Annotated in this window: 23 protein-coding genes and 3 pseudogenes; 10 read left to right on the top strand and 16 right to left on the bottom strand. The window is 69.2% G+C overall.

Translation table 11 applies throughout. The features are described from left to right. Positions 1-3 precede the first annotated feature (3 nt). The 7 genes from trxA to AQJ46_RS23750 form a co-directional block, all read right to left on the bottom strand. Complete coding sequence (trxA, locus tag AQJ46_RS23780; protein WP_059207518.1) at positions 4-450, bottom strand: thioredoxin; 447 nt, start codon at positions 448-450, stop codon at positions 4-6. Beyond that, positions 447-3,086: an ATP-dependent chaperone ClpB gene (clpB, locus tag AQJ46_RS23775; RefSeq protein WP_059207517.1), complete on the bottom strand. Its 2,640-nt coding sequence runs from the start codon at positions 3,084-3,086 to the stop codon at positions 447-449. Before clpB ends, trxA begins: the two co-directional genes overlap by 4 nt. Next, positions 3,077-3,448: a chaperone modulator CbpM gene (locus tag AQJ46_RS23770; RefSeq protein ID WP_208616973.1), complete on the bottom strand. Its 372-nt coding sequence runs from the start codon at positions 3,446-3,448 to the stop codon at positions 3,077-3,079. The genes clpB and AQJ46_RS23770 overlap by 10 nt, the downstream gene beginning before the upstream one ends. Continuing rightward, positions 3,448-4,380 (bottom strand): DnaJ C-terminal domain-containing protein, encoded by a 933-nt coding sequence (locus AQJ46_RS23765; RefSeq protein ID WP_059207516.1) that lies wholly within the window; start codon positions 4,378-4,380, stop codon positions 3,448-3,450. The genes AQJ46_RS23770 and AQJ46_RS23765 overlap by 1 nt, the downstream gene beginning before the upstream one ends. Before the next feature lie 6 nt (positions 4,381-4,386). Continuing rightward, positions 4,387-4,971 (bottom strand): nucleotide exchange factor GrpE, encoded by a 585-nt coding sequence (locus tag AQJ46_RS23760; protein ID WP_059207515.1) that lies wholly within the window; start codon positions 4,969-4,971, stop codon positions 4,387-4,389. A gap of 10 nt (positions 4,972-4,981) precedes the next feature. Further along, the gene (gene dnaK, locus AQJ46_RS23755) at positions 4,982-6,898 is read right to left on the bottom strand and encodes a molecular chaperone DnaK (protein WP_059207514.1); all 1,917 of its coding nucleotides are present in this window, start codon (positions 6,896-6,898) and stop codon (positions 4,982-4,984) included. A 66-nt stretch (positions 6,899-6,964) separates the two neighbouring features. Next, a complete protein-coding gene (locus AQJ46_RS23750; RefSeq protein ID WP_059207513.1) occupies positions 6,965-7,492 on the bottom strand; it encodes a general stress protein in 528 nt (175 codons plus the stop codon). A 248-nt stretch (positions 7,493-7,740) separates the two neighbouring features. Between AQJ46_RS23750 and AQJ46_RS23745 the strand changes: the two genes are divergently transcribed. Further along, the gene (locus tag AQJ46_RS23745; protein WP_079072407.1) at positions 7,741-9,501 is read left to right on the top strand and encodes a PucR family transcriptional regulator; all 1,761 of its coding nucleotides are present in this window, start codon (positions 7,741-7,743) and stop codon (positions 9,499-9,501) included. Positions 9,502-10,683: 1,182 nt separating this feature from the next. On the opposite strand, the gene AQJ46_RS23735 is transcribed toward AQJ46_RS23745, so the two are convergent. From AQJ46_RS23735 to AQJ46_RS23730, 3 genes and pseudogenes are all read right to left on the bottom strand, one after another. Next, on the bottom strand, positions 10,684-12,402 hold the full coding sequence (locus AQJ46_RS23735; RefSeq protein WP_059207511.1) for a cellulase family glycosylhydrolase: 1,719 nt from the start codon (positions 12,400-12,402) through the stop codon (positions 10,684-10,686). Positions 12,403-12,825: 423 nt separating this feature from the next. Continuing rightward, a pseudogene (locus tag AQJ46_RS59475) lies at positions 12,826-13,106 on the bottom strand (IS5/IS1182 family transposase); the annotation flags it as partial. A 31-nt stretch (positions 13,107-13,137) separates the two neighbouring features. Continuing rightward, the gene (locus AQJ46_RS23730; RefSeq protein ID WP_059207510.1) at positions 13,138-14,172 is read right to left on the bottom strand and encodes a LacI family DNA-binding transcriptional regulator; all 1,035 of its coding nucleotides are present in this window, start codon (positions 14,170-14,172) and stop codon (positions 13,138-13,140) included. A 181-nt stretch (positions 14,173-14,353) separates the two neighbouring features. Here AQJ46_RS23730 and AQJ46_RS23725 point away from each other — a divergent pair, with 181 nt between their 5' ends. The 4 genes from AQJ46_RS23725 to AQJ46_RS23710 all read left to right on the top strand — a co-directional run bounded on the left by AQJ46_RS23725 (position 14,354) and on the right by AQJ46_RS23710 (position 18,427). Beyond that, positions 14,354-15,136, top strand: coding sequence for a TIM barrel protein (locus tag AQJ46_RS23725; RefSeq protein WP_059207509.1), 783 nt, complete (start codon positions 14,354-14,356; stop codon positions 15,134-15,136). A gap of 120 nt (positions 15,137-15,256) precedes the next feature. Beyond that, a complete protein-coding gene (locus AQJ46_RS23720; RefSeq protein WP_059207508.1) occupies positions 15,257-16,276 on the top strand; it encodes a sugar ABC transporter substrate-binding protein in 1,020 nt (339 codons plus the stop codon). A 94-nt stretch (positions 16,277-16,370) separates the two neighbouring features. Further along, positions 16,371-17,390, top strand: a complete 1,020-nt coding sequence (locus AQJ46_RS23715) for a Gfo/Idh/MocA family protein (RefSeq protein WP_059207712.1) — start codon at positions 16,371-16,373, stop codon at positions 17,388-17,390. Between the two features lie 74 nt (positions 17,391-17,464). Beyond that, entirely contained in the window at positions 17,465-18,427 is a 963-nt protein-coding gene (locus tag AQJ46_RS23710) for a sugar phosphate isomerase/epimerase family protein (RefSeq protein ID WP_059207507.1), read from the top strand. A 700-nt stretch (positions 18,428-19,127) separates the two neighbouring features. Here AQJ46_RS23710 and AQJ46_RS23705 read toward each other — a convergent pair. Then, a complete protein-coding gene (locus AQJ46_RS23705) occupies positions 19,128-19,313 on the bottom strand; it encodes a hypothetical protein (protein ID WP_159064046.1) in 186 nt (61 codons plus the stop codon). Positions 19,314-19,474: 161 nt separating this feature from the next. Between AQJ46_RS23705 and AQJ46_RS23700 the strand changes: the two genes are divergently transcribed. Continuing rightward, positions 19,475-19,702 (top strand): hypothetical protein, encoded by a 228-nt coding sequence (locus AQJ46_RS23700; protein ID WP_059207505.1) that lies wholly within the window; start codon positions 19,475-19,477, stop codon positions 19,700-19,702. Here the strand turns inward: AQJ46_RS23700 and AQJ46_RS23695 are convergent. Both AQJ46_RS23695 and AQJ46_RS23690 read right to left on the bottom strand, forming a co-directional pair. After that, positions 19,695-20,597 carry an SDR family oxidoreductase gene (locus AQJ46_RS23695; protein ID WP_059207504.1) on the bottom strand — a complete coding sequence of 301 codons (903 nt, stop codon included), beginning with the start codon at positions 20,595-20,597 and terminating at the stop codon, positions 19,695-19,697. The two genes, AQJ46_RS23700 and AQJ46_RS23695, sit on opposite strands and share 8 nt — an antisense overlap. Positions 20,598-20,625: 28 nt before the next feature. Further along, on the bottom strand, positions 20,626-21,030 hold the full coding sequence (locus tag AQJ46_RS23690) for a Dabb family protein (RefSeq protein ID WP_059207503.1): 405 nt from the start codon (positions 21,028-21,030) through the stop codon (positions 20,626-20,628). A 122-nt stretch (positions 21,031-21,152) separates the two neighbouring features. Here AQJ46_RS23690 and AQJ46_RS23685 point away from each other — a divergent pair, with 122 nt between their 5' ends. Then, a complete protein-coding gene (locus AQJ46_RS23685; protein ID WP_059207502.1) occupies positions 21,153-21,770 on the top strand; it encodes a TetR/AcrR family transcriptional regulator in 618 nt (205 codons plus the stop codon). 45 nt (positions 21,771-21,815) lie between these two features. After that, positions 21,816-22,040: a hypothetical protein gene (locus tag AQJ46_RS23680; protein ID WP_063803842.1), complete on the top strand. Its 225-nt coding sequence runs from the start codon at positions 21,816-21,818 to the stop codon at positions 22,038-22,040. Between the two features lie 13 nt (positions 22,041-22,053). On the opposite strand, the pseudogene AQJ46_RS58805 reads toward AQJ46_RS23680, so the two are convergent. After that, positions 22,054-22,194 (bottom strand): annotated as a pseudogene (locus tag AQJ46_RS58805) (integrase); the annotation flags it as partial. Positions 22,195-22,575: 381 nt separating this feature from the next. Between AQJ46_RS58805 and AQJ46_RS52395 the strand changes: the two are divergent. Continuing rightward, positions 22,576-23,029, top strand: a pseudogene (locus AQJ46_RS52395) (transposase); the annotation flags it as partial. A gap of 351 nt (positions 23,030-23,380) precedes the next feature. On the opposite strand, the gene AQJ46_RS23665 reads toward AQJ46_RS52395, so the two are convergent. Then, entirely contained in the window at positions 23,381-23,773 is a 393-nt protein-coding gene (locus AQJ46_RS23665) for a nuclear transport factor 2 family protein (protein WP_059207499.1), read from the bottom strand. Positions 23,774-23,898: 125 nt separating this feature from the next. Here AQJ46_RS23665 and AQJ46_RS23660 point away from each other — a divergent pair, with 125 nt between their 5' ends. Next, complete coding sequence (locus tag AQJ46_RS23660) at positions 23,899-24,474, top strand: PadR family transcriptional regulator (RefSeq protein ID WP_059207498.1); 576 nt, start codon at positions 23,899-23,901, stop codon at positions 24,472-24,474. 66 nt (positions 24,475-24,540) lie between these two features. Here AQJ46_RS23660 and AQJ46_RS23655 read toward each other — a convergent pair whose 3' ends face one another. Next, entirely contained in the window at positions 24,541-25,854 is a 1,314-nt protein-coding gene (locus AQJ46_RS23655) for a DUF3533 domain-containing protein (RefSeq protein ID WP_059207497.1), read from the bottom strand. Positions 25,855-25,906: the final 52 nt, after the last annotated feature.

Genomic DNA, 25,906 nt, shown 5'->3' with positions numbered 1-25,906 from the left:
GGATCACCCTTCCCGGGCCGTGATCGACTGCTCCACCCACCGCCGCAGGGCAGGGGCGGGTGCGGCACCCGCCTGCCGGGCGATGGTCTGTCCCTTGTCGAGGACCAGCAGCGTCGGTACCGCCTGGACCTCGAACCGCTGCGCCAGGCGCGGGTTCTTGTCGATGTCGACCTTGACGAGCTTGATCGTTCCTGCCAGGTCGGTGGCGACCTTCTCCAGCGCGGGGCTGACCATGCGGCAGGGGCCGCACCAGGTGGCCCAGAGGTCGACGACGACGGGCACGGTGGCCTGCTCGACGACCTCGGTGAAGTCGTCGTCGCCCGCGTCGGCCATCCACGGCAGCGGCTGCTTGCAGTTGCCGCACGTGGGGCGGCCCTCGGCGGCCACCGGCACCCGGTTGGTGCGCCCGCAGTGCGGGCAGGTGACGTTGGTGGCTTGCACGGTACTCATGCCGCCCTCGCTCCCCTCACGTCCCCGGGCTGGTCGTAGGTGACCACCAGTTCTCCGTGCTCGGCGTCGACACGGACCTGCGCGCCGTCCTGGACGTCGCCGCGCAGCAGGGCGCGCCCGACGAGGGTCTCGACCTCGTGGGAGATGTAACGCCGCAGCGGCCGTGCCCCGTACACCGGGTCGTAGCCCTGGTGGGCAATCAACTCACGTGCGGCATCGGTGAGTTCGACGGTGATGCGGCGTTCGGCGAGGCGGCGGCGCAGTTCGTCGAACTGAAGCTCCACGATCCGCTCGATCTGCCGCTCACCGAGCGGCTTGAACAGCACGATGTCGTCGACGCGGTTGAGGAACTCCGGGCGGAAGTGCCCGCGCAGCTCGCCCATCACCAGGGCGCGGGCGTCCGGCTTGATCTCGCCCTCGGCGGTGGCGCCGTCGAGGAGGTGTTCGGAGCCGATGTTGGACGTCATGATGATCACGGTGTTGCGGAAGTCGACGGTGCGGCCCTGGGAGTCGGTGATGCGGCCGTCGTCGAGGATCTGCAGCAGGGTGTTGAAGACGTCGGTGTGCGCCTTCTCGATCTCGTCGAACAGCACGACCGAGTACGGCTTGCGGCGCACGGCCTCGGTGAGCTGGCCGCCTTCCTCGTAGCCGACGTATCCGGGCGGTGCGCCCATGAGCCGGCTGACGGTGTGCCGCTCCTGGTACTCGCTCATGTCGAGGCGGACCATGTTCTCCTCGGTGTCGAACAGGGTCCGGGCGAGGGTCTTGGCCAGCTCGGTCTTCCCGACGCCGGTGGGGCCGAGGAAGATGAACGAGCCGATGGGGCGGCGCGGGTCGCGGATGCCGGAGCGGGCGCGGATGATGGCGTCGGCGACGAGCTTGACGGCCTCGTCCTGGCCGATGACGCGCTCGCGCAGGATCTCGTCGAGGCGCAGCAGTTTCTCGCGTTCGCCCTCCTGGAGGCGGGCGACGGGGATGCCGGTCCAGGCGGCGACGATCTCGGCGATCTCCTCCTCGGTGACGACCTCGCGCAGCAGCCGGTTCTGCCCCTGCTTGGCGGCCAGTTGCTCCTCCTCCGCGGCGAGTCGGCGCTCCAGGTCCTGCAGGCGGCCGTAACGGAGCTCGGCGGCGCGGTTGAGGTCGTAGGCGCGTTCTGCCTCCTCCGCCTCGTGGCGGACCTGCTCCAGTTCCTGGCGCAGCTCCTGCACGCGGCGGATCGCCTGCCGTTCGGCCTCCCACTGGGCGTGTTTGGCGTCGGCCTCGCCGCGCAGGTCGGCCAGTTCCCTGCGCAGTTCCTCCAGGCGGGCCTTGCTGGCGGGGTCTGTCTCCTTGGACAGGGCCGCGTCCTCGATCTCCAGGCGGGTCACCCGGCGGGTGATCTCGTCGAGTTCGGCGGGCATGGAGTCGATCTCGGTACGCAGCCGGGCGCAGGCCTCGTCGACGAGGTCGATGGCCTTGTCGGGAAGGAAACGGTCGGTGATGTAGCGGTGGGAGAGCGTCGTGGCCGCGACCAGCGACGTGTCCTGGATCTTGACGCCGTGGAAGACCTCGAGGCGTTCGCGCAGGCCGCGCAGGATGGAGATGGTGTCCTCCACGCTGGGTTCGTCGACCAGGACCTGCTGGAAGCGGCGTTCGAGGGCGGCGTCCTTCTCGATGTGCTTGCGGTACTCGTCGAGGGTGGTGGCGCCGATCATGTGCAGTTCGCCGCGGGCGAGCATCGGCTTGAGCATGTTGCCCGCGTCCATGGCCCCTTCGGCGGCACCCGCCCCGACGACGGTGTGCAGTTCGTCGACGAAGAGCAGGATGCGCCCCTGGGCGGCCTTGACCTCGGACAGCACGGCCTTGAGGCGCTCTTCGAACTCGCCGCGGTACTTGGCGCCGGCGACCAGGGAGCCCATGTCGAGGGCGAACACGATCTTGTCGCGCAGGCCCTCGGGCACGTCGCCGCGGACGATGCGCTGGGCGAGACCCTCGACGATGGCGGTCTTGCCGACGCCGGGATCGCCGATGAGGACGGGGTTGTTCTTGGACTTGCGGCTGAGGATCTGGGTGACGCGACGGATCTCGGCGTCCCGGCCGATGACGGGGTCCAGCCGTCCGGACCGAGCCTCGAGGACGAGGTCGCGGCCGTACTTCTCCAGGGCTTCGTAGGCCACCTCGGGGTTGGCGGAGGTCACCCGCTGGTTGCCGCGGACCTGGGTGAGCACACCGAGGAAGGACTCCCGGGTCACGCCGTGCTCCTTGAGCAGGCGTCCGGCGGCGGTCGCCGAGCCCTCCTCGGCCAGGGCCAGCAACAGGTGTTCCACGGACACGTACTCGTCCTTGAGGCGTTTGGCCTCCCGCTCGGCCGCGTCCAGCAGCCGGGCCAGGCGCTGGGTGACGAAGACCTGCCCAGGCGCCGCGCCCGGGCCCGTCACCTTGGGCCGCCGGGAGAGTTCCTCGCGTACGGCCGCGCGCAGCTCCTCGGGCTCGGTGCCCGCCTGCTGCAGCAGCCGTGGGATCAGGCCCTCCTCCTGGTCGAGGAGGGAGAGCAGCAGATGCTCGCCGTCGACCTCGGTGTGGCCCAGGCGGCCGGCGGCGCTCTGCGCCTCCTGCAGGGCTTCCTGTGACTTCTGGGTCAGGCGGTTCATGTCCATGGTGGTAGATCACTCCTCATGCCTGCACGCCGCAGCGCGGCTTCGAGCAGGCTGATGCGGTCGAGCAGGTCGAGCACCAGACCGAGGGATGCGTAGTTCAGGCACAGCCCGGTGCGCAACCGCTGGACGCGGGCCAGGGCGGCCGGGGCCGTGGGGGCGAACACCAGCCGTCCTGAGGCGTCGGGGCCGGCGTCCACCAGTCCGAGGGCCACGAACCGGCGGATCAGATCGGGATGGAGGCCTGAGCGGCTGGCCACGGTCTCCAGCGAGAGCCCGGGCACGGGCACGATCGCGTACTGCACGCCCACCTCGCTCGTGCGTGCGTGGGACGGGCGGGCCTCGGCGGCCGGTCGGTCGCTCATCATGTCCTCCTGGGGTCGAACGAGGAGACAGCGGCAAGTTCCTCCAGCAGCTCGCGCTCCCGGTCGCTCAGCCGGGGCGGCACCATGATCCGCAGCTCCGCGTACAGGTCTCCGTTCGCGTCGCGCGGGCCCGGCATGCCCTCGCCGCGCAGCCGCAGACGCCGTCCGCTGGAGGACCCGGCGGGCACGGTCACCTTCGCCGTGGCACCGCTCGGCGTGGGCACCGGAACCGTCGCACCCAACGCGGCCTCCCAGGGGGTGACCGGAAGCTGCACGTACACGTCCCGGCCCTCGAGGCGGAACTGGGGGTGCGGCTGGATCCGCACCCGCAGATACAGATCCCCCGCGGAACCGTCGCCGCTGCCGCGGCCGCCCTCGCCCGCCAGCCGGATGCGCCGGCCGTCGGTGACGCCGGGCGGCACGTCCACTTCGTAGCGCCGCTGCCCGTCGGGCCCGGCGAGGGTGACGGTGCGGCGGCCTCCGCGGTAGGCCTCCTCGACGGTGAGCGGCAGTTCGGCCTCCTGGTCGGCTCCGGGGACACGTATGCGTCCGGCGCCCCCGAAGAACGAGCCGAACAGGTCGTCGACGTCGACGCCCTCTGCGCCGAAGCCGCTGGTGGCGTACCGGACGCGGGGGCCGCTCCCGGTGGACCACCGGGAGCCGCTGCCGGCTCCCGCGCCGGCACCGACCCGTTCCTCCCAGTCCTCCGGGATCTTCCGGAAGTCCTCACCGAAGCGGTCGTAGCGGGCTCGCTGCTCGGGATCGGACAGGACGCTGAAGGCCTCGTTGATCTCCTTGAACCGCTCCTCCGCCTGGGGGTCCTTGTTGACGTCGGGGTGGTACCTGCGGGCCAGGGTCCGATAGGCCCGCTGGATCTCGTCCCGGTCGGCGGTGCGCGGAACACCGAGCGCCTCGTAGAAGTCGCGTGCCATGGCCGTTCACTCCCGCTTGGCGACGGTCACGGCGGCAGGCCGCAGCTGCCGCTCGGCCTCCCCGTAACCCGGTCGCAGCACCTGGACCACGGTGTTCGGATCGGCGTCGGGTTCCTGGACCACGCCGACGACCTCGTGCCGTGCCGGATCGAACGGCACGCCGCTCTCCGCCTGGCGCGGGTAGCCCAGCCGCTCCAGGACGTTCACGGCCTGGTCACGCACAGCCCGGACACCTTCGACAATCGCGCCGGGGTCGGCGGCCGCGTGGCTCAGGGCGAGTTCCAGGTTGTCGATGACGGGCAGGAAGGCCGCAGCCGTACGGGCGCGTTCGGCCGCGGCCTGTCCCTTCAGCTCCCTGGCGTGGCGTTTGCGCAGGTTGTCGAGGTCGGCCAGGGCGCGGCGCCAGCGGTCGTCGGCCTCGCGCAGCGCGGCCGCGTGCTCGTCGTCGGGTGCGGCGGTGCCGGTTGCGGCGTCGGGCCCCGGCTCGGCCTGTTCGGTCGGCGGTCCGGGCTGCGTAAGGTCCCCGCGCGGCGGCTGCACGGCGCCTTCCGGCGGCGGGTCGGGCTCTGGGCCCCGGGGTGGGATGGGCATGGCGGGCACCTCAGCCCTTGTCGAACTCGGCGTCGATCACATCGTCGTCGCCCCCGGCGCCGCCCGGCGCGGCTCCGCCGGGACCGGATCCGTCCGGTGAGCCGGTGTCCGCCGGACCGCCCGCGGCGGCTCCCGCCTGGTGGCCCGCGAGCCCGGCGAAGACCTGCTGGAGTTCGGACGTCAGCGGCCGGGCCTTGTCCGCCCCGACCTCGTTCTTGACCGCCTCGCGGGCCTCGGACACCAGCATCTCGGCGCGGGCCTTCTCGTGTGCGGGTGCGGCGTCGCCGAGCTCGGCGAGGCGCTTTTCGACCTGGTAGGCGATGGCGTCCAGTTCGTTGCGGGCGTCGACCGCTTCACGCAGGGCCTGGTCCTCGCCGCGGTTGCGCTCGGCCTCCTGGACCATCCGCTCGACCTCGGTGCGGTCGAGGTTGGAGCTCTCGCTGATGGTGATGCCCTGCTCCTTGCCGGTGTCCTTGTCCCGCGCGGTGACGTTGAGGATGCCGTTGGCGTCGATGTCGAAGATGACCTCGATCTGCGGCTCGCCGCGCGGCGCGGGGCGGATGTCGGTGAGCTGGAAGCGCCCCAGGACCCGGTTGTCGGCGGCCCTCTCACGCTCGCCCTGCAGGACGACGACGTCGACGGCGGGCTGGTTGTCCTCGGCGGTGGAGAAGGTCTCGGAGCGGCGCACCGGGATGGTGGTGTTCCGCTCGATGATCTTCGTCATCACGCCGCCGCGTGTCTCGACGCCCAGCGACAGCGGGGTGACATCGAGCAGCAGGACGTCCTTGACCTCGCCCTTGAGGACCCCGGCCTGGATCGCGGCGCCCATCGCCACGACCTCGTCGGGGTTGACGCTCATGTTGGGTTCCTTGCCGCCGGTCAGCCTGCGCACCAGGGCCTGGACGGCGGGGATGCGGGTGGAGCCGCCGACGAGGATGACCTCGTCGATGTCGTTGTCACTGACCTTGGCGTCGTCCATGGCCTGCCGCACCGGGCCCAGACAGCGCTCCACCAGGTCGCCGGTGATCTGCTCGAACGTGGACCGCATGATCGTCGTGGTCAGGTGCTTGGGCCCGGAGGCATCGGCCGTGATGAACGGCAGGCTGACCTGCGTCTGGGTCACCGAGCTGAGCTCGGTCTTGGCCTTCTCGGCGGCCTCGAACAGGCGTTGCAGCGCCTGTGGGTCCTGGCGCAGGTCGATGCCGTTGTCCTTCTGGAAGCCGTCGGCGAGCTGGTCGACCAGCCGGCGGTCGAAGTCGTCGCCGCCCAGGTGGCTGTCGCCGGCCGTGGACCGTACCTCCACGACACCGTCGCCGACGTCGAGGATGCTGACGTCGAAGGTTCCGCCGCCCAGATCGAAGACGAGAACCGTCTCGTGCTCCTTCTTGTCCATGCCGTAGGCGAGGGCCGCCGCGGTCGGCTCGTTGATGATCCTCAGCACCTCCAGGCCGGCGATCCGTCCGGCGTCCTTCGTGGCGGTGCGCTGGGCGTCGTTGAAGTAGGCGGGCACCGTGATGACCGCCTCCGTGACCCGCTCTCCCAGCTGCTTGGAGGTGTCGTCGGCGAGCTTGCGCAGCACCTGTGCGCTGATCTCCTCAGGCGCGTAGAGCTTGTCGCGCACCTTGAAGCGGGCCGCCCCGCCGTCTCCCTCGACCACGTCGTACGCGACGGCCTTGGCCTCTTCGGAGATCTCGTCGAAGTGCCGGCCGATGAACCGCTTGGCCGAGTAGATGGTGCCCTTGGGGTTGAGGATCGCCTGCCGTCGGGCCAGCTGGCCCACCAGGCGCTCGCCGGTATCGGTGAAGCCGACCACGGACGGCGTCGTCCGGTTGCCCTCGCTGTTGGGTACGACCGTCGGCTCGCCGCCCTCCCAGACGGCGATCACCGAGTTCGTGGTGCCCAGGTCGATGCCTACTGCTTTGGCCATGAGGAACTCCTTCCGCGACGGGCGCCCCCGTGCCCCCTCGGAGCCGCGCCCGTCTTCCGCAATCGCTCAGGTGACGGCGGGACCGCTCCGCGGGCGGCTGCCCTTCCATGCCCCGCTGCTTGTGCCGGTACCGGTCCCGCGGGGCAGCTCGGCCAGCAGCCGCACCGCCTCGTCGGCGACCGCGTCGTCGGCGACGACGTCGTACCGGCTGGGCTGCATGAAGCTGACCGAGGCGAAGTCCCGGCGGCCGCGCTGGGCCGCGTGCACCAGCAGGCCGAGCAGTGCGCCGACGAGTGCTCCGAAAATCAGCCCGTACAGGGCGAGGAGCAGCCCCGACACGACCGGGTCCAGCCAGTTCAGCAGCCCGAAGATCCATCCGATCAGTGCGCCGGGCAGGGCGCCGCTCGCCGCGCCGTGCAGGGCGGCCCCGCCGAGTCCCATGCGGCCGGTCACCTGCTCGACCAGGCGCACGTCCTGCCCGATGATGGCCACCCTCTCGACGGGGAAACCCTGATCGGAAAGGTGATCGACGGCGCGTTCCGCTTCCTGGTAGGTCGTGTACGAGGCGATGGTCCTGCGGGCCTGCTCGTTCATCAGCCAGTCCTTCCTGCCACGGTCCCCGGTGCGCCGGCGATCGCTGACGAGCCCAGCGTGGCAACAGAGCAGCGCGGTCCGCCTGCACCCGGCAGGTCAGAATTCGGCGTACTCGGTCGGTCCATGAGAACAAGGCAAAATCCAGACAAGCCGGATGGCCTTGCCCAGGCTGGGTACTCAGGGCTCGCCCAGGCGTGGATCCCACGATTCGCATGATCGCCTCCGATGACCGGAGAACGGAGTGATCTATGGCCTGCCGTCCGTCACAGAAGCTGTCGCCTCACGTCCCCGACCAGGAAGTGACCGGCCACCCGGGAGACACCGCGGGCACCCAACGGCGCGACCCGCGTCCGCTCGCGGCGCTGGACCCCCACGGGCTGCTGGTGCTGTCCCACGCCCTGTTCACCTGCGCGGAGCAGAGTGAGATCGTGCGGTTGGCCATGCGGCAGGTCAGTGCCCTTGGTCCCTACCGCGCCGAGGCCGGATACCTCGCGACGGGCGGCGGTTTGTCCCGCGTTCCAGGCCACGACGCGGGAGCGCCGACGGTCGACGACGCACAAATGACGAAGCTGGGCGAGGCCGACGGCTCCGTATCCCTTCCGGAGCGGTCCTGGAACTGGGCGTTCGGCCTGCGCGGGGCCGGCGGCCTGCTGGGCTACATCGTGGTCTCCTCCCACTCCGGTCCCGATGAGCAGGGGCACTTCCTCCTCGCGAGCCTCGTGGGACTCACTTCCGCCGCCCTGTCACTGGCGGCCACTCGCGTCTCGCAGCACGAGAGCACCGGCGAACTGGTCCGACTCCGCACCGAGCGGGACACCGCACTGCGGCGCTTGGACACCATGCGCTCCAAGCTGCACTTGCAGAGGACAGTGCACGAGACCCTCGCCCGTGTCGCTGCCCGGGGCGGCGGCGAGCACGCCATCACCCAAGCGCTGTACGAGCTCACCGGGCTGTCGGCGCTCGTCGAGGACCGGTTCGGCAACCTGAGGTCCTGGGCCGGTCCCGACCGGCCCGACCCCTATCCGGTGCGGTCCGCGACCAACCAGGAAGAGATGTTGCGGCAGGTCACGCGTGAGGCGGGCCCGGTCAGATTCAAGGACCGGCTGATCGCCCTGGCCCGGCCGCGCGGCGACCTCCTCGGCGTACTCGCGCTCCAGGACCCCGGGGCCACGGCCGACGAGCAGACCGTGTTCGCCTTGGATCACGCCCAGCGCTCGCTCGCCCAAGAGCTCATGCATATGCGCGAACTCGCCGGGGTCGAACTGCGGCTGCGCCGCCAGCTGATCGACGACCTGCTGGAGGGCACTGACGAGACGAGCGCCTACGCCCGGGCCGAAGCCGTCGGCCACGACCTGCAACGTACCCACTACGTGGTCGTGGTGCACTGGCCGGGCAACGGCGCCGACGACTCCTTCACCCGTGCCGTCGAGCAGGCGACGGACACCACGGCGGCCCGCCCGCTGATCACCCGTCGCGGCGACCGGGTGGTCCTGCTGACCGAAGCGAGGCCCGACGACGATGCCGTGCACGCGGCGCTGGCCCATGAGCTGGGGACGCCCGAGGGAGCGATCGGGGTGAGCACCCGCTGCGACTCCCCGGACGGCGTTCCGCGCTGCTATCAGGAGGCGCTGAGGGCCCTGAAGGTGCGGCAGAACTCCCGTCAGCGCAGCGGGACGACCTTCTTCGACGACCTCGGGCTGTACCGGATCCTGGGGCCCGGCAACGATCTCCGGGAGCTGGAAGACTTCGTGCGGGAGTGGCTCGGCCAGCTGATCGACTACGACGCAGGGCACGACACGGAGTTGGTGGAGACGCTCTCGCGTTACTTCGACTGCGGAGGCAACTACGACGATGCGGCCGCCGCGCTGACGGTCCACCGCAGCACTCTGCGCTACCGGTTGCAGCGCATCCGTGAGATCAGCGACCGTGATCTGGCGGATGTGGACACCCGGCTCAATCTGCAGGTGGCGACGCGCGTCTGGAAGATCATCCTGAGTGGGCGACGCTGACCGCCGATACTCTTCGTCCGGTCGCTGCGCTCATGAGCCGACGGCTCACGGGGTGGTGTTCTCCGGCGCCAATTGGTCCGCGACTGGTCCGGTGGAATTCCACGGGATGCCATGGACCAACGAGAAGAATCCTTTCTTTGGACCGTATGAAACAAGAAGGTCTTCGTCTGCTGGTGGTACACGCCTGACCTCGCTCCTGGCCTGCGATAAAGAGTGGAAACGTCGAGTGGGCTGATTCGGTCCGCTCCTGGTCCGGATCTTGATGAGTGGTACGTGGTGTTGGCGAGTGGGCACCGCAGTACCACCTGGCACATGTCGTAGAAGCCGTCTCTGGGCGTCCAGTTGGTCCAGGACGGGCGGGTAAGTCCAGGTCGGAGCCCTGTGACACGCAAGCGTCCATGGGGCTCGAGTTGAAGCGGGGGATCCTGATCCGGGACTGCTTCTTGGCGTCGGCGAGTTCCTTCTCGGTGGCGACGTGCTCGGTCCGGTCCTGTTCCTGGAGGGCGAGGAACCCCACGGTCTGGCCCTGTGCGGTGATGGTGAAGTGGGGAGACGCTCTGCGGCGGCGATGAGATGGGGGCGCGAAGCCGGTCGCTCCCGCCGAACTGGAGTGTCCTTCGGCCTCGGCAGCGGTGATCAGCGCCTGGATGAGCCGGAGAGCACGGGACAGCGACTGGCGTTGCCGGCGGTCTCGGCGTGGGCGTTGCCGAAGAGGACGCGGTGGGTGGTGGCCGCTGCGGCGGGGGTCGCGACGGACGCCTGAAGGGTTGCGCCTGCGGTCAGCAGACCGAGGACGGTGAGGGCGGTGGTGAACCTGCGGGGGGGGTAGCGGTACTGAGGCCGAGCATCGCGTGAACCTCTGTGTGTGGGGGGCGAGTTGGGAGTCCGGAACAGGTGCGGGGGCCGGTTCTTTCGCGCGTAGAGCAGTGAACGGATCATTGACATGTCCACTGCTCAACACAGCCGGGACGCTACACAGAAGATCGCCGGGGGTCGGCAGGGGCGCCGGTGGGTTCACGTAGATCTCTTACTCGCGGACACGCTCGCCGGGTCGGAGGTGAACGGTGTGACGGCCGATCCCTGGAGATCTGCCGCCACACCGCCGGACACGTACAGCGAAGCGCCCGCCAGCAGCCACTACTGAAGGTCTCGCAGCCTCGCGACTCCCTGATGGGCCCGATTTCAGGCGGAGGTACCAGTGACCGCGGTGCCGGACCTGGTCAGTGTGTACGTCAGTCGCGTCCCGCTCCAGAAGTAGAAGGTGAGGGTCACGGCGGCGCCGTCGGTGACATCGCCGAAGAACGCGGTTGGCAAGGTGATCGTGCCCGCGGTGTAGTCCGGCGTGAAGGCCACGTTGAACTGCTTGTACGTCGTCCAGGACTGCGGACCGGCGGGGCTGCCGTCGGCATATACGGCTTCCATGGTCGCCAGTTTGTCCCCGTTGAACGCGGTGGGTATCACCAGCGAGGCGGTCGTACCCGTCGCGCTCGTCACCACCGGCTTGTCGTAGGTGATGACGTTGACGGCCCAAGGAGTTCCGTCCGTGAACCGGAGGGACAGGACGGCGTTCGTGCCGTGCTCCTGCGACGCGGTCAGCCGGCCGAGCGTCGCCGCCGCGATCGTCAGCGTGCTGCCGCTGACGGTGTAGTCCACGCCCCGGATCAGATGGCGGGTGCCGACATCGATCCTCGTCAGCCTGGTGCCGTTGAGGTTCAGCGTGATCGTCGCGTCCGCCGGGGTCCTGCCCTTGGGCACGAAGAGCTGATCGGTGGAGGCGGTGCCGGAGCGCCCGGACCAGCTCGAACGTATCTGCGCATAGAGGCTCGGGTCGTTCCATTGCATGGTGCGGCGGTTGAAGCGACTTCCGTTGTCCCACAGCATCGTGGTCAAGCCCCGGTGTCGCGCGTAGTGGCCGAGATACTCGAGGTACTTGAGCGTCTCTCCCTCTTCGACCGTGCCGGGGCCGGAGTCCCAGCCGAGCAGCCCGTACTCACCGACGACGGCCGGGATCCCGTTGGCCACGAAGGCCTTGTGGACCAGGTCGAACGTGTCGGTCAGGTCCTGCTGGGTGGCCGCGTTGAAGGTCGTGTAGCCGGCGAGGTTCACGCTGAAGGGCCAGAAACTGTAGTAGTGGACCGAGGCCACGAGATTCGGGTCGTCGAGCGCGGCGAAGGTGGCGAGCAGGCTGTCGATCTTGGCCTGATCCGGGGTGTCCCCCAAGGTCGGCATGACAAGTAGCCGGTCGGCATTGCCTCCGCCGGTCGCGCGCACAACGGAGTGGAAGGTCGTGTTGAGCTCGTTCATCAGAACGGCGTTCTGCTCGTCGCCTGAACTGCCGGTGAAGAAGGGCTCGTTGACGCTCTCGAAAAGCAGTCGGCGCGACTCGTCCCGGAAGGTGGCCGCGATCTGCTGCCAGGTTGCCGTGTACTGGGCCAGGACCGCGTCATGCTGGGCCGGCATGTTCAGCACCCACTGCCACGCGTCACCGTGCATGTTGATCAGAACGTGGAAACCATCGGCCAAGGCCCAGTCGACCACCTCCTTGATCCTGGCCAGGAACATCGGGTCCAGGGTGTAGGCCGGAGCCGGGCCCTCGTGCTGGCCCCAGGTCACCGGGATCCGGATGCTCCTGAAGCCCTGCGCCTTCAGCCTGCGGAAGAACGCCCGGGTCACCCGCGGGTTGCCCCACGCCGTCTCGTCGGCGCCGATGGCCTCGAAGGTGTTGCCCAGATTCCAGCCCGGCTGCATGTCTGCGACCACGTCCAGCGCGGACGCCGACGCGGCGGAACCAGCGGACCGGGCAGCGGCCTGCGCGGCCGATGGGGTGGACAACGCCGCGACGGCGAGGGCCGCGGAGGTCGTCATGGCCTGGCGGCGAGTGAAACCGGCTGAACTCGGCATAGAGCTCTCCATTGAGTCGAAAGGCCTGCCCTCATGTCGGCGGCGCCAACTCAACGTCGAAGCGCTTCGACACGATGCGGGAGCCTAGCGCAGCGTGGCGACGGAGAGAATGGGCTGATCCACATGGAAACTGCACCGAGTCCGAAAGACCTTGCGTCGAAGCGCTTCCCTCTAATAGGCGTCAGGCGCGGTGTCGCGCAGGCTCGTCGGGGTTCCCTGCTCATCTGCCCCCTCCAGGTCCGGGACCTGGCCTCGCACCGAGACCTGGCGGGTGCCTGGACGAGCGCGGGCGCGAACACCTGCGGCGACGACAACTCCCGCGTGGAGTTCGATCCCCGCGGCCACCTGCTCGCGGCGGTCTCCGAGACGGACGTACACGTCTGGGACACGGCATCGGGAGAGCAGGTCGCGGACATCGCCTACCCGGACGCCGCGTCCGTGTCCTTCAGGGTCGGCCAGGACCTTGGTGGGGCGGGTCCGGGGCCGGCCTGGGCCGGTTTTCGGCACGCGGATGCGGGCCACGACCGCCTCGAAGGCGGGCGCGTCACCGGCCTGGCCCGCGGTGACGGCCAGAGCCAGGGGCCGTGCACGGCCGTCTGCCGCCAGGTGAATTTTGGTGCTCAGCCCGCCGCGGGAGCGTCCGAGTGCGTGGTCGGCCGGCTCGTTTCGGCCTGCGGCCCCCTTTTGATTGCTCCGGCGGCGTACCAGGACGAGCCGGGACTGGAGCAGCGCGGGTCAGGAGCGGCAAGGTGCCCTGGTGGTGCTTCGTATGACGAGGTGTGGTGTGACGACGACTTCTCGTTCGTCGTCCGTCGCCCCGCCCTCCAGCCGGGCGACGACCCGGCTCACGGCCCGGCGCGCCAGCTGGCGGGCTTCTTGCCCGACCGTGGTGAGTTGGACGTGGGCGAGGCGGGCGAGGTGGCTGTCGTCGAAGCCGACGACCGAGATCTCGTCGGGCACCCGGATACGGGCGCGCAGGAAGGTGTCGAGGACGCCGATGGCGCAGTGGTCGTTGAAGGCGAGGACGGCGGTGGGGCGGGACGAGTCGGTGAGGAGTGTCCGGGCGGCTGCGGCGCCGTGGTCCTCGGTCAGCCCGCCCGGCACGAGGCGGACGCGGTCGGTGAGGCCGTGGTGCTTCATGGCCGACTTGTAGCCGCGGCGCCGATCGGCCGCGCCCGGCGCCCTGCCCCCGTCGATGTGGACGATGTCGCGGTGGCCCAGTGCCACGAGGTGGTCGACCGCCTGGCGGGCGCCCTCGTCGTCGGCCGCGCGGACGACGTCGACGCCCTCCGTGAGCGGACGCAGCCGGCGGGCCACGGAGACGACGGGTAGCTGCGCCGCGAATTCTGCCAGCCGGGCCGCCGGGGCATGGGGGCTGAGCAGGATCAGCGCCTCGCAGCGGTCGGCGAGCAGCATCTCCACCGCCTCCTGTTCGCTGCGGCTCGCGGCGACGGCGCTGAGTGCGATCTGATAGCCGGCCGCCCCGGCCGCGGCGTAGAGCGCTTCAACCATGTCGGCGTGGAAGGGCTGTTGCAGGTCGAACTGCACTCCCACCAGGTGCGAGCGGCTGCTGCGCAGCAGGCGGGCCCTGCTGTCCGGCCGGTAGCCGATTTCCTGCGCGGCCTGCAGCACCCGCTCGCGACTTGCCGCGCTGGGCCCCTTGGCACCGCGCATGACCATGGAGGCAAGCGGCACGGAGACACCTGCCCGCGCCGCGAGGTCGCTGAGCGTCGGCCGCTTTCCGTCCGGGACGGCAGAGCGCGATGGCACCGTCGGCCTTCCTGATCGAGGGTCTTCTGCGAGGTGATCGTAGACCGAGCCATGCAGGACCCGTACTGGTCAACGTTGTTACAACGTTATAAATCAAATGTCCGCACAAACCCTTGACAGGCTGCCCGGCGCCTGGCGTACTGCTCCTGTTCTCTTAGAACGTTATAAGTCTGGAGCTGCGATGTACACGTTGGCGGTCTGTGCCGAGATGCTCTACCGCGACCTGCCGATCGAGGAGCGGGCCCGGCGCATCCACGAGGCCGGCTTCCAGGTGGAGATCTGGGACTGGACCCGGCACAACCTGGACGCACTGGCCCAGACCCCCGCCGAGTTCTCCTCGATGACCGGCTACATCCGCGGCACCCTGACCGACCCGGACGGCGCTACCGAACTCCTGCGCACAGCCGAGGAGTCGATCAAGGCAGCCGAGCACCTCGGCTGCCCCCGGCTCAACCTGCACGGCACCGGCCTGGACGGCGCTGGCCTGCCCGTGGTGCCGGTGATCGGCGAGGCCACCGGCGAGACGTGGATCACCGCCCATCGCACGCTCACCCGCTTGGCCGAACTGGGCGAAAGCGCGGGCGTCACCTTCACTCTGGAGAACCTCAACACCGCCGTCGATCACCCCGGTATCCCGTTCGCGCGGGCCGCCGACACCTACGCCCTGGTCGCGGCAGTCGATCGGCCCGGTCTGCGGATGAATCTGGACCTGTACCACGCCCAGATCGGCGAGGGAAACCTCATCGAGCTCGTCCGCCGCGCGCATGGCGCGGGGCTGATCGGAGAGATCCAGGTCGCCGACGTGCCCGGCCGCTGCGAACCCGGCACCGGAGAGATCAACTATCCGGCCGTCGCCCGCGCCCTCACCGACCTCGGTTACGACGGCACGGTCGCCCTGGAGGCATGGCCCTCCGGCGACAGTCACACCGCCATGGAGCGGTTCCGTGCCGCGTTCACCGTCTGATCCCCACCCCGAGCCGCACAGCCGGCCACCCCATCAGCTCCCCGCCCGACCCACAACGGGACGTGTCGCGTCCCGCCGGTGGATCACCCTTCCCGCAAGTCAGCACAGTGAGGTGCCGAAATGAACCGCTCGCTCCCCTCCCGCTCCCGCAGATTCACCGTCCTGGTGGCCGTCGCCGCCAGTACCGTCCTGGCACTCGCCGGCTGCACCAGCAGCTCGGGCGGCCAGAAGTCGGAGGAGAGCGCCGGTGGCGTCTCCGCAGGCAAGGCCACCACGCCCCGCATGACCATCGCGATGATCACCCACGCCGTCCCCGGTGACACGTTCTGGGACACCATCCGCAAGGGCGCCCAGGCCGCGGCCGCCAAGGACAACGTCAAGCTGATCTACACGTCCGACCCGAACGGGGGCAACCAGGCCAACCTGGTGCAGAACGCGATCGACCAGAAGGTCGACGGCATCGCAGTCACCCTCGCCAAGCCCGATGCCATGAAGGGCACCGTGGCCAAGGCGGTGCAGGCCGGTATCCCCGTGGTGGGCTTCAACTCCGGTGTGGACGACTGGCAGAAGCAGGGCCTGCTCGAGTACTTCGGCCAGGACGAGACCGTCGCGGGCGAGGCGGTCGGCAAGAAGCTGAGTTCCCTCGGTGCCAAGAAGGTCGCCTGTGTCATTCAGGAACAGGGCCAGGTCGCCCTGGAGGCACGCTGCGCGGGCGTCAGGAAGGGCTTCTCGGGCACGACGGAAAACCTGTTCGTCAACGGCGCCGACATGCCGTCCGTGCAGTCGACCATCACCGCCAAGCTCAAGCAGGACCCCTCCATCGACTACGTCGTCACCCTCGCCGCCCCGGTCGCGCTGACCGCCACGCAGGCGGTGTCCGAGGGCGACAGCAAGGCCAAGGTCGCCACCTTCGACCTCAACAAGGAACTCGTGAAGGCGATCCAGGCCGGCAGCATCCAGTTCGCCGTAGACCAGCAGCCCTACCTGCAGGGCTACCTGGCGGTCGACTCCCTCTGGCTCTACAAGAACAACGGCAACTACAGCGGCGGTGGCGTGGCGCCCGTGCTGACCGGCCCGGCCTTCGTCGACAAGTCCAATGTCGCCGCCGTCGCCACGTTCGCGGCCAAGGGAACACGGTGACGCGTACGACCCGGGTCACGGCCGGACCCATGTGGGTTCGGCCGGCCCTCTGCTGACCGTCACCGCCATCGCCCCCCTCAAGTCAAGGAACCACATGACCTACCGCACCTCCCTTGGAGTCGCCGTGATCGGCGCCGGCCGCATGGGAGCCGACCACGTACGCCGGATCAGCGAGGTGACCAGCGGCGCCCATGTGGCCGCCGTCGTCGACGTCGACATCGATCGCGCCAAGACGGTCGCCGCCGACGCCGAAGGATGCGCGGCCTACGGCGACGTCGTCGAAGCGATGGCCTCACCCGACGTCGACGCGGTGCTGCTCGCCTCCCCGGGCGTCGCCCACGAGGCGGCACTGCTCAGTGCGTTCGAGCACGACCTGCCCGTCCTGTGCGAGAAGCCCCTCACCCCCGACGCCGCCTCCGCCCTGCGCGTGCTGGAGGCCGAGCAGCGGCTCGGGCACCGCCGGGTGCAGGTGGGCTTCATGCGCCGTTACGACCACGAGTACATCAAGCTCAAAGCGCTGCTGGACAGCGGAGAACTGGGCCGGCCGCTGATGCTGCACAACCGGCACCGCAACCCGTCCTGCCCGCCGGACTTCACCAGCGCCATGCTCATCAACGACTCCGTGACCCACGAGATGGACATCACTCGCTGGCTGCTCGGCCAGGAGATCACCTCCGTCACCGTCATGCGGCCGCGGCCCTCCGGCAACGCGCCCGAAGGGCTGGCCGATCCGCAGTTCGTCGTCTTCGAAACCGACGGCGGCGCCCTGGTCGACGTCGAGATCTACGTCAACGCCCGCTACGGCTACCAGGTCCAGGCCGAGGCGGTGTGCGAGCACGGCACCGCCCGCATCGGCGACCGGCACGACATGCTCGTCAGCACCGGCGGACGCTGGGGCGGCACGGTCACCCCCGGCTTCGTCGAGCGGTTCGAGGAAGCGTACGACCGCGAGGTCCAGGCATGGATCGACGCCACCCGGCGCGGTGAGGTCACCGGCCCCAGCGCCTGGGACGGCTACGCCGTGGCCGCGGTCTGCGAGGCGGGCATCCGCGCCCAGACCGAGGGGCGCCGCGTCGAGGTGGAACTCGCCGACCGCCCAGCCCTCTACATCTGACCCCCACCGCCGGCACACCGAACCAGCGGGGAACCACCGCTCCCCGCCCGACCACACCGTAGACGGGACGCATCATGAAGATCGGTCTGAACACCGACAGCGTAGGGCACCTCACGCTCGACGAGACCCTGGACCTGGCCGCCGAACTCGGCCTGGACCACGTGGAGTTCGCCACCGGCGCCTGGTCCACCGCCCCGCACATCGACATCGACCGGCTTCTCGACAGCGACGGCGCGCGCCGCGAACTGCTGGCCAAGGTCGCGGACCGAGGGCTCACGATCAGCGCCCTCACCTGCTCAGGCAACCCCCTGCACCCCGGGCCCAGCGGCCGCGAGCACGACCAGGTCGCGCGCAGGACGATCGCTCTCGCCCCGCTCCTCGGCGTCGACCGCGTGGTGATGATGTCCGGGCTGCCGGGCGGGCCGGGCGACGCCAACCCCAACTGGATCACGGTCTCCTGGCCGCCGGAGACCACACAGATCCTCGAGTGGCAATGGACCGAAGCCGTACTCCCGTACTGGCGAGACCTCGTCGCCCACTCCCGCGACCGGGGCGTACCCAAGCTCGCTCTGGAGATGCACGCCCACCAGGCGGTCTACAACGTCCCCACCCTCCTGCGCCTGCGCGAGGAGGTCGGGCCCGTGGTCGGGGCCAACTTCGACCCCAGTCACCTGATGTGGATGGGTGCCGACCCGCTCGCCGCCATCGAGACCCTGGGCGAGGCGATCTACCACGTGCACGCCAAGGACACCCGGCTGGAACCCTCCCGCCAGGCACTGACCAGCAGGCTGGAGACGCTGCCGGTCATGGCCGCCAAGGAACGCTCCTGGAACTACGTCACCCTCGGCTACGGCCACGACGACGCGTTCTGGCGCGCTTTCTGCCTCGCCCTGCGTCGAGTCGGCTACGACGACGTCCTGAGCATCGAGCACGAGGACGTTCTTGTGGCCCCCGTCGAGGGCGTCACCAAAACCGTCGACCTCCTAGGTCGCGTCGCGCTGCGCGAACCCAGCTCCTACAAGCCCCAGGAGATCTGAGTGGACGTCAAGTCCGATCTTCCTCGGTTCGTGTGCGCGAGGACGGGCTCGACCAGCGGATCTCCGAACTCCTGCGCTGCCAGGTGCGGGAGAGAGCGAAGCGGAGCCCGCAGCCTGCTGCGTGCCGTTGCAGTAATGGGTGGAGGCGCAGTTCGCCAGTCGCTTCATCGCCGTCGAGGCCCAGCTGAAGTCGCCGCTTTAGGTTGGCGGGTCAGCGGCCAGGGCCGTTCCTACGGTGATGCCGAGCGCGAGCACCATGCCGGTCCTCCCTGTGCTGACGCGGGCCGCGATGTGTGTTGCACGTGAGCGCCTGGTAGTCGTGGGTGCCATGGTCCCGTCTTTCGCTGGGGGGTGAGGAACTGATGACTGAGAAGGGACATCTCCGGCCCGCTGAATGGCGTGGAACGGATGATCGTTTCCTGGCAGGCTTCCGGGCACCGCCGGACGGACGGAGGCTTTGGAGCGGTCCACAAGCGGCGTGAGGATCAGGGCTTCGCCGAGGTCCAGCTCGTAGGTGACGTCGGGGAAGAGTTCAGGCGCGCAGCTCGGAGAAGGACAGCACCTCTGGCGGCGCGGACGGCGACAGGTGGGCGGCGACGTCGGCGAGGTAGGGGTTGTCTGCAGTCGGCGGCTGGCAGCGCGGGTCGCCTTGTTGAAGCGGATGCCGGGCCACTCGCGGTCGGTGATCTGCGCATGCGCTTCACGAGGGGGCCGGCGCCGTCGATCTCTTCAGGGTGTCGCCGAGGTTCGCATGCATGGTGGGCAGGTCGAAGGGGCTCTCGAGGATCTTGTCCTGCTCCCACGTCATCCGCTGCATGTACGCCAGCAGGCCGCGAGCAAGGTCGCGGGCCGTCTTGTCGTGTTGCAGGTGGTAGAGCCCGGCCATGGTCAGGTACACCGGCCAGTCGGCCTGCGGCGTGTAGCCGTGCCTCCGCCACCGACGGCCCGGTAGCCGTTCGAGACCTGGTCGTGGCCGATCACGGATGGCCGTAGAGGACCTTCGCGGCGTGGCCGGGCTTGCACATGCGGTAGGCACCGTGGAAAAAGTTGGGGAAGCGCTCGTGTTCGATCAAAGGGCAGGCGCTGGGCGGAACCCACGTCGAATGGGTCGTCACCGAGCCTGTCTGTCGCGCCGTCGAACTCGCAGAAGCCCTGCACGACGACCGGCAGGACGGGTCCTTGCTCTTCGGACGGTTCGCCTTCGTGACCACGAACGTTCACGGTGTCGGCGGCCATGCCGTCGGCCTGCAGGTGTGGCGGTGGGAGTTCAGCTGACCTCGTTGCGGACGGCGGTGTCGAGGTCGGTGGCGGTCAGGCGGAAGGTGTCGGCGGTCTCCGTCGCGTCCATGTGGAACGGCGCGTACCACTGGTAGTCCATCTCGGCCATCTCGCGGGCGATCGGCACGATCAGCCCGGCCGTACGCGTCACGGAGCGCGGTATCTGGATCAGTTTGACCGGTGGCCGGCCTGCCGCGACGGCGTAGCGCCGTGCCAGCTCGCGAATGGTGACGGCCGGCGCGGACGGCACGTGCCAGGGTCGGCCCCACGCGCGTTCTTCCGAGGCCAGCGTGATGAGGGCCTGTGCCATGTCGCCGTTGAAGGTGAAGGTGTGCGGCATGTCCAGGTGGCCGGTGATCCAGGCCGCTTTCCCCTTCTGCAGGGCCGACTTGATGAGCAGGGAGTAGATACCGTTGGCGTCCTTGCCGATGTAGTCGGAGCCGCGGACCTCCACGGTGCGGATCCCCCCGGCGAGGGCCTGTTCCCACATGCGTCTGCGCAGGCGGCCCTTGTGCCCGGTGGCGGCCATGGGGGTGTGTTCGTTCATCCGGCCACCGGGCTGCGGACCGTAGGCGTAAAGGCTGCCGGTCAGCGCGAGGACGGCGTCGTTCGCCTTGGCGGCGGTGATGGCCGCCGTCTGCAGGGGCGGCAACAGGCGCTCCCACACCGTGTATGAGGGTGGATTGGCGCAGTGGTAGATCACTTCCGCGCCGCGGGACAGCTCGGTCAGGCGGGACGGGTCTGACGCGTCCGCGGCGACCCGGTCGACCAGCGGGTGCTCGGGGCCGGACCCACTGCGGGTGACGATCCGGACGCTCTCGCCGCGCTCGGCGAGCAGACGAGCGACGTTGGTACCGATGGAACCGGCACCGATGATGACGTGCTTGGCCATGACGGTTTCTCCTTCTCCGGGGTATCGGTCAGTCGTCCACGCCGGAGCCGGTATAGGTGGGCACGTCGGCGAGCATGCCGGCGATATGCGGGTTGGGCTCGTTGCGGCGCCGGTGCAGTTCCTGGATCTTGGCGTTCAGGTCAGGGTCGTCGTCGTCACTGACGTCGAAGATCTCCAGCCGTTCGACCAGGTGCAGTCCGAGGTGGTCGGTCTGGTAGGTGGTCGGGTGCGTCAGGTAGGCGAAGAGCCCGTCGAGATGTTCGAAGACGAACACCGCGCCGTACGTGTACTCGCCGCCGTGGTCGCGGCCGACGACAAAGGACTTGATGGCGGGGTTCGACCGGCCCTGATCGCGCCAGCTCTCCAGCACCCCCTCGATCTGCTCAGGCGTCGCAGTGGCCTTCATCGTGACTCTGTTGATGTGGTAAATCATGACTTACTACCCGTTTCTAACGTTGTTAGATTTCCTAACGGCGTTAACTATGACGCGCGTCGTCGGCGCGGTCAAGGCGGTGACTAGTGTTCGAGGACACCATCGAAGCGAAGTGACGGACCATGTCGACCAGCACGAGACGGGCCCGCGAACGGGCGAACACCCGGGAGCGGATCATCGAGGCCGCGCTGCACGTTCTCGAGACCGAGGGTGTCGCGGCCCTGACGATCCGGCGCATCGCCACCGACGTCGAATATTCCGCGCCCGTCGTCTACCAGCACTTCGCCAACAAGGACGCGCTCGTACTGGAGCTGGTCGCGCACGGTCACCGCCTGATGCTGACCGAGTTCCGCCGAGCCGCGCAGGAGCCCGATACGGACCGGCGCATGACGTGCATCGCGTCGCAGTACGTCCGGTTCGCCGGCGAGCACCCCCACCTCTTCCAGGTCATGAACGACCCGATGGTCGACGCGGACGAACGCCGACGCGTCGCGGAACCGGTCATCGACGTCCTCAAGGAGCTGCTCACCACCTGGTCGGCTGCACACGACGTGGTCCTGGCCGATTTCGACCAGGCTTGCGAGATCCTCTGGGGCACGCTGTACGGCATCGCATCGCTCAGTTACCTCGGCAGCGTCGGCAACGATCGCGCCCGCTACCTCGCCGAACAGGCGCTTCGCACGATCCTCCTCGGCTGGCGAACCGAGACGCCGGCGAACGGTCGACCGGCGAGCAGCTAGGTGCCCTGACCGCTGTGGTTCGCCGGGTTCAGAGGGAGGACCGGAGTGGTCGTCGAGATCGTCTTCGTGGGGCTGCCGATCGATCGTGACGACGTCGAGGAGGCTCTGGAGACGGCGTTCGAGCTCGACGGCGAGGTCACCGTCGCGGGCAGCGGCATGGGTCGTTGCCATCTTGACCTTGAAATCGCGGAGAGCCGGACACGACCGCGGCCCTGGAGCGGCTCCAGGCGGTGCTGTCCGAACTGGGAGTCGCGGACTGCGCGACGTTGACGTTGGCGAATGATCAAGCCGCCGTCCTCGCTCGTCCGTCCCATCGGATGCCCTTCGCGCTGCGGCTGCGGGCGCGCTCTCGACGCTGGGCGGCAAGGACGTCGGGGTGGCGGGCGTTGGCGTTGCGCCAGCGGAGATAGGCGTAAAAGCGCCTTCGCCGGGAGCTGGCCGACCTCGCTCGCCGCGAAATCCCGACCGGGCGGCGCGGGCATCCGGTCGAGTACGGCACCGAGGGCCTGGGCCAAGGGAGCGCGAGTGGCCCGCCTGCTCGATCTGATGCCGAAGGTGGCCACCGAACTCCAGCTGCTGGTCAAGTCCCGCTACGCCGCCCACGATCCACTTCATCGACGCCCTGCCCAAGACCTCCAGCGACAAGACCCAGCGCTACCTGCTGCGCAATCGCCGGCGCACCGAACTCGCCGCCCCGGAGCCACGTTGACCGGCAGGAAACCTCTGCTCGTCGAGCAACGCGGCACCGTCCGGTGGCTGCTGCTGCTCAACCGTCCCGAGCGGCGCAACGCCCTCGAGCAGAGGCGACGGACGGGCAGCCGTCCTCGACGTTCGTGTGCGGGGGCGGCGCTTGGTGTGTCCCACGCGCGGCTGCCGACCGCCCTTCCGCGAGCAGATGCCCGGAGTTTTTGAGTGTCACCAGCGATGCACGGCCCGTCTGACCAGGTAACTCAAGGCTTTGGTGAAGGAGTTGGCGGGCCGGGCGGGATCTCGTTTGCCGGCGATACTCGCGGCGGGCCTGCTCGCCACACGGCCCTGCGCGCCCTGCTGCGCATGCCGTTGCGCACCGGGCGGACACCCGCGTGATCGGCGTCGACGACTTCGCTCTGCGCCGGCCGCACCGCTATGCCACCGTGGTGATCGACGCCGAGACCTGTGAGCGGATCGACGTGCTGCCCGACCGCACCGCCGACACGCTGGAAGCTTGGCTGCGCGAGCATCCGGGCGTCGAGGGCGTGTGCCGTGACGGCTCCGGCACGTCCCTGGCGAGCGCGAAGAAACGCTCGACGCGGGCGCGGTTGCCGGGGAAGGCGTCCTCCAGGGCGTCCACGGCGCCGGCCCAGTCGGCGGGCTGGGTCACATCGTGTCGACCGGGTACCACGGCGCGATACAGGTCGTGCTCCTGGACGACACTTGCAGGCCGACTCCGGACAGCTGGTGCAGCGCCGTCTCGAACTCGAAGCGGCCTCGTCGAAAGGAGGTGGCGCAGCCGCCGGGGACGTTGTGGCGCTCCGCCAGGAGGGTGCGCAGTCCCAGCGTTGGAAGGTGGCGGCGGTCAGTCCGGCGTCGCCCCGCGCCGATGACCACCGCGTCGAAGTCCGTCGTCGTGGTTACTGTTCGGCGGCCTCTCGGGCGATCTGCTCGAACTGGGCGCCCATGGCCTCGCCGAGCGCCTGGGCGGCGGAGAGCGGGCGCACCATCACCGTGAACTCGTCGATCTTCCCGGCGTCGTCGAAGTGCAGGAAGTCGCATCCCTGGAGCTGCTTGCCGGCGACGGTGGCGGTGAAGACGAAGGCGTGATCGCGGCCCTCGGAGTTGGCGATCTCGCGGATGTAGGTGAAGTCCTCGAAGACCCGGAGCACGCCGCGCAGTATCGCCGCGGTGATCGCCTTGCCCGGGTACGGCTTGAAGGTGACGGGGCTGGTGAAGACGACGTCGTCGGCCAGCAGAGCGGCCACGGCGTCCAGGTCGCGGCTCTCGACGGCCTTGCGGAAGGGATGCATGAGCCCACCTCTGATACTCAAAAATGTGAATAGGTATGGTTGAGAATAGAGGGCCTGTTAGGGCGTGTCTACGGGGGAGGGGTGACTATTAGTCACGCTGTTGATTAATCTGTTAGCGTGCATTTATGGCTTTGCGGAACGCGGTGATGGCCGCGCTGTTGAAGGGCGAGGCGTCCGGGTACGACCTCGCGAAGGCGTTCGACGCGACGGTAGCCAACTTCTGGATGTCGACGCCCCAGCAGCTCTACCGGGAGCTGGATCGCATGGAGGCCGAAGGACTCGTCACGGCCCGCGTCGTCGAGCAGGAGCGCCGCCCCAACAAGCGGTTGTTCTCCTTGACGGAGGCCGGGCGGAAGGCCGTCCACGCCTACACCGCCGAACCCTTGGGCAAACCGGCGGTGGTCCGGGACGAGTTGCTTGTCAAGGTGCAGTGCCTGGACGCGGGCGACATGGAAGCGGTCCGGACTGCCATCGCGGAGCGCATGGAGTGGGCCACCGCCAAGCTGGCCCGCTACGAGCGGCTCCGGCAGCGCCTGCTCGACGGGCGCTCGGAGGAGGCGTACTTCGCCGAGGCCGAGCGCATCGGCCCGTATCTCACCCTGCTGCGCGGGATGTCGTTCGAGCGGGAGAACCTCCAGTGGGGGGACATGGCGCTGCGCAGGCTCGAACAGCGCACGGCCGCGCTCCGGGCCGACGGCTGACCGCGACGATCCCACCTGCACGATCGGTCAAGAAAGTGAGTGGGCGGTCGTGCCCGACTCCACCCCTCACCGGTCGTCGGACCATGCCCGGGCGAGGAGCGGCCGCGGTTCCTCGTCGGCGGGAATGCGATGGAGTCCCTTGCGGTCGTAGAACCGGGTCACACCGAAGCCGAAGAGGCCGGCGACCGCGAGTCCCACGCCCAGCATCACCCAGCCCCGGGTCAGACCCGCGTCGGCCTGGGCGTCGTAGTAGAGGATCGAGCGGACGGCGCCCGTGATCTGGCGCAGGGGCTCGAACTCGCCGAGGACGCGGTAGAAACCGGGGAGGGCTTGGAGAGGGACCGTGGCGCCGGACGTCGGTACCGCCATGGCGATGTAGAAGATCGTGATGAACAGCATCCCCGGCGTGCCGAACACAGCGAGCAGTCCGAGCCCGCCGATGCCGACAACCGCGATCGTGCACACGGAGAAGAGCCACAACAGGGGCAGGTGAGAGGCGTCCATGCCCATGATGCCCACCGCACCGGCCAGGGCCAGGCTGCCCATGAGCAGGGACAGACCGATCATGAGCGTGCTACTGATGGCCAGGGTCTGGACCCGAGTCGCGCGCAGCAGCGGGTTGTGGACCCGCAGCGGGCCCATGTCGCTGTGGGTGTAGCCGAGGGCGTGGTCCACCTGGCCGCTGATGACGTTGGCGGCGAGCATGCCGCAGACGACGAGGACGAGGGAGTAGTAGAAGGCACTCAGACCGAGGCCGCTGTGCGAGTCGAGCGGATGCCCGTCCTCGATCTGCAGCACGGCCGGGTCGGCCAGCAGCAGGCGCGCGGCAGCGGGCAGCTGGGCCTGCGCGGCCTCGGCCTGAGCGGTCAGCTGTTCACCCACCTGCGCGGAGGCCGACTGCGCGGCCGTTGTCGTGGCCTGCCGCGCCATGCTCGACCCCACGCTGCCGGCGGACTGGTTGGTCAGCACGGTGAGTGTCGGGCGGACGGGCTTGCCGGCCACCCCGGGGCCGGTGAGGGCGGCGACAGTGGCGGTGAAGTCGCGGGGCACGACGAGCGCGCCGAACAGCTTGCCCTTGCCCAGTTCCTCCTTCATCTCCGCCTCGTCCATCAGCTTCCAGTCGATCCTGTCTCCGCCCTGGGACGACTTCTTGATCGACTGGGTGATCTGTGCACCGAGGTCGGTCTGCTTGCCGCCGACCTTCGACCCCTCATCGGCGCTGACCAGGCCGACGGGCAGCTTGTGCAGGTGACCGGCAGGGTCGATGTTGGCGCCGACGTAGAACACCGTGAACAGCACTGCCACGAAGCCCACGATGACGCCGTTGACGGTCCACAGACGCTTCGCGCGCAGGACGCGGAAGGGGTGGGCGTTACTCATTTCCAGCTCCGGTACGAGGAAGAGAGAAGCGCAGCAGGAGGAGCCGCCGGCG

The organism is Streptomyces canus (genome assembly GCF_001514145.1).
GTDB classification, from domain to species: Bacteria; Actinomycetota; Actinomycetes; order Streptomycetales; family Streptomycetaceae; genus Streptomyces; species Streptomyces canus.
This window is presented reverse-complemented; position numbering and strand designations above follow the sequence as displayed.

What these genes read in the sequence shown, in the direction of transcription:
- trxA (WP_059207518.1), bottom strand. Translation starts at nt 450, where the DNA reads ATGAGTACCGTGCAAGCCACCAACGTCACCTGCCCGCACTGCGGGCGC.
- clpB (WP_059207517.1), bottom strand. Translation starts at nt 3,086, where the DNA reads ATGGACATGAACCGCCTGACCCAGAAGTCACAGGAAGCCCTGCAGGAG.
- AQJ46_RS23770 (WP_208616973.1), bottom strand. Translation starts at nt 3,448, where the DNA reads ATGAGCGACCGACCGGCCGCCGAGGCCCGCCCGTCCCACGCACGCACG.
- AQJ46_RS23765 (WP_059207516.1), bottom strand. Translation starts at nt 4,380, where the DNA reads ATGGCACGCGACTTCTACGAGGCGCTCGGTGTTCCGCGCACCGCCGAC.
- AQJ46_RS23760 (WP_059207515.1), bottom strand. Translation starts at nt 4,971, where the DNA reads ATGCCCATCCCACCCCGGGGCCCAGAGCCCGACCCGCCGCCGGAAGGC.
- dnaK (WP_059207514.1), bottom strand. Translation starts at nt 6,898, where the DNA reads ATGGCCAAAGCAGTAGGCATCGACCTGGGCACCACGAACTCGGTGATC.
- AQJ46_RS23750 (WP_059207513.1), bottom strand. Translation starts at nt 7,492, where the DNA reads ATGAACGAGCAGGCCCGCAGGACCATCGCCTCGTACACGACCTACCAG.
- AQJ46_RS23745 (WP_079072407.1), top strand. Translation starts at nt 7,741, where the DNA reads ATGGCCTGCCGTCCGTCACAGAAGCTGTCGCCTCACGTCCCCGACCAG.
- AQJ46_RS23735 (WP_059207511.1), bottom strand. Translation starts at nt 12,402, where the DNA reads ATGCCGAGTTCAGCCGGTTTCACTCGCCGCCAGGCCATGACGACCTCC.
- AQJ46_RS23725 (WP_059207509.1), top strand. Translation starts at nt 14,354, where the DNA reads ATGTACACGTTGGCGGTCTGTGCCGAGATGCTCTACCGCGACCTGCCG.
- AQJ46_RS23720 (WP_059207508.1), top strand. Translation starts at nt 15,257, where the DNA reads ATGAACCGCTCGCTCCCCTCCCGCTCCCGCAGATTCACCGTCCTGGTG.
- AQJ46_RS23715 (WP_059207712.1), top strand. Translation starts at nt 16,371, where the DNA reads ATGACCTACCGCACCTCCCTTGGAGTCGCCGTGATCGGCGCCGGCCGC.
- AQJ46_RS23710 (WP_059207507.1), top strand. Translation starts at nt 17,465, where the DNA reads ATGAAGATCGGTCTGAACACCGACAGCGTAGGGCACCTCACGCTCGAC.
- AQJ46_RS23705 (WP_159064046.1), bottom strand. Translation starts at nt 19,313, where the DNA reads ATGGCCGGGCTCTACCACCTGCAACACGACAAGACGGCCCGCGACCTT.
- AQJ46_RS23695 (WP_059207504.1), bottom strand. Translation starts at nt 20,597, where the DNA reads ATGGCCAAGCACGTCATCATCGGTGCCGGTTCCATCGGTACCAACGTC.
- AQJ46_RS23690 (WP_059207503.1), bottom strand. Translation starts at nt 21,030, where the DNA reads ATGATTTACCACATCAACAGAGTCACGATGAAGGCCACTGCGACGCCT.
- AQJ46_RS23685 (WP_059207502.1), top strand. Translation starts at nt 21,153, where the DNA reads ATGTCGACCAGCACGAGACGGGCCCGCGAACGGGCGAACACCCGGGAG.
- AQJ46_RS23665 (WP_059207499.1), bottom strand. Translation starts at nt 23,773, where the DNA reads ATGCATCCCTTCCGCAAGGCCGTCGAGAGCCGCGACCTGGACGCCGTG.
- AQJ46_RS23660 (WP_059207498.1), top strand. Translation starts at nt 23,899, where the DNA reads ATGGCTTTGCGGAACGCGGTGATGGCCGCGCTGTTGAAGGGCGAGGCG.
- AQJ46_RS23655 (WP_059207497.1), bottom strand. Translation starts at nt 25,854, where the DNA reads ATGAGTAACGCCCACCCCTTCCGCGTCCTGCGCGCGAAGCGTCTGTGG.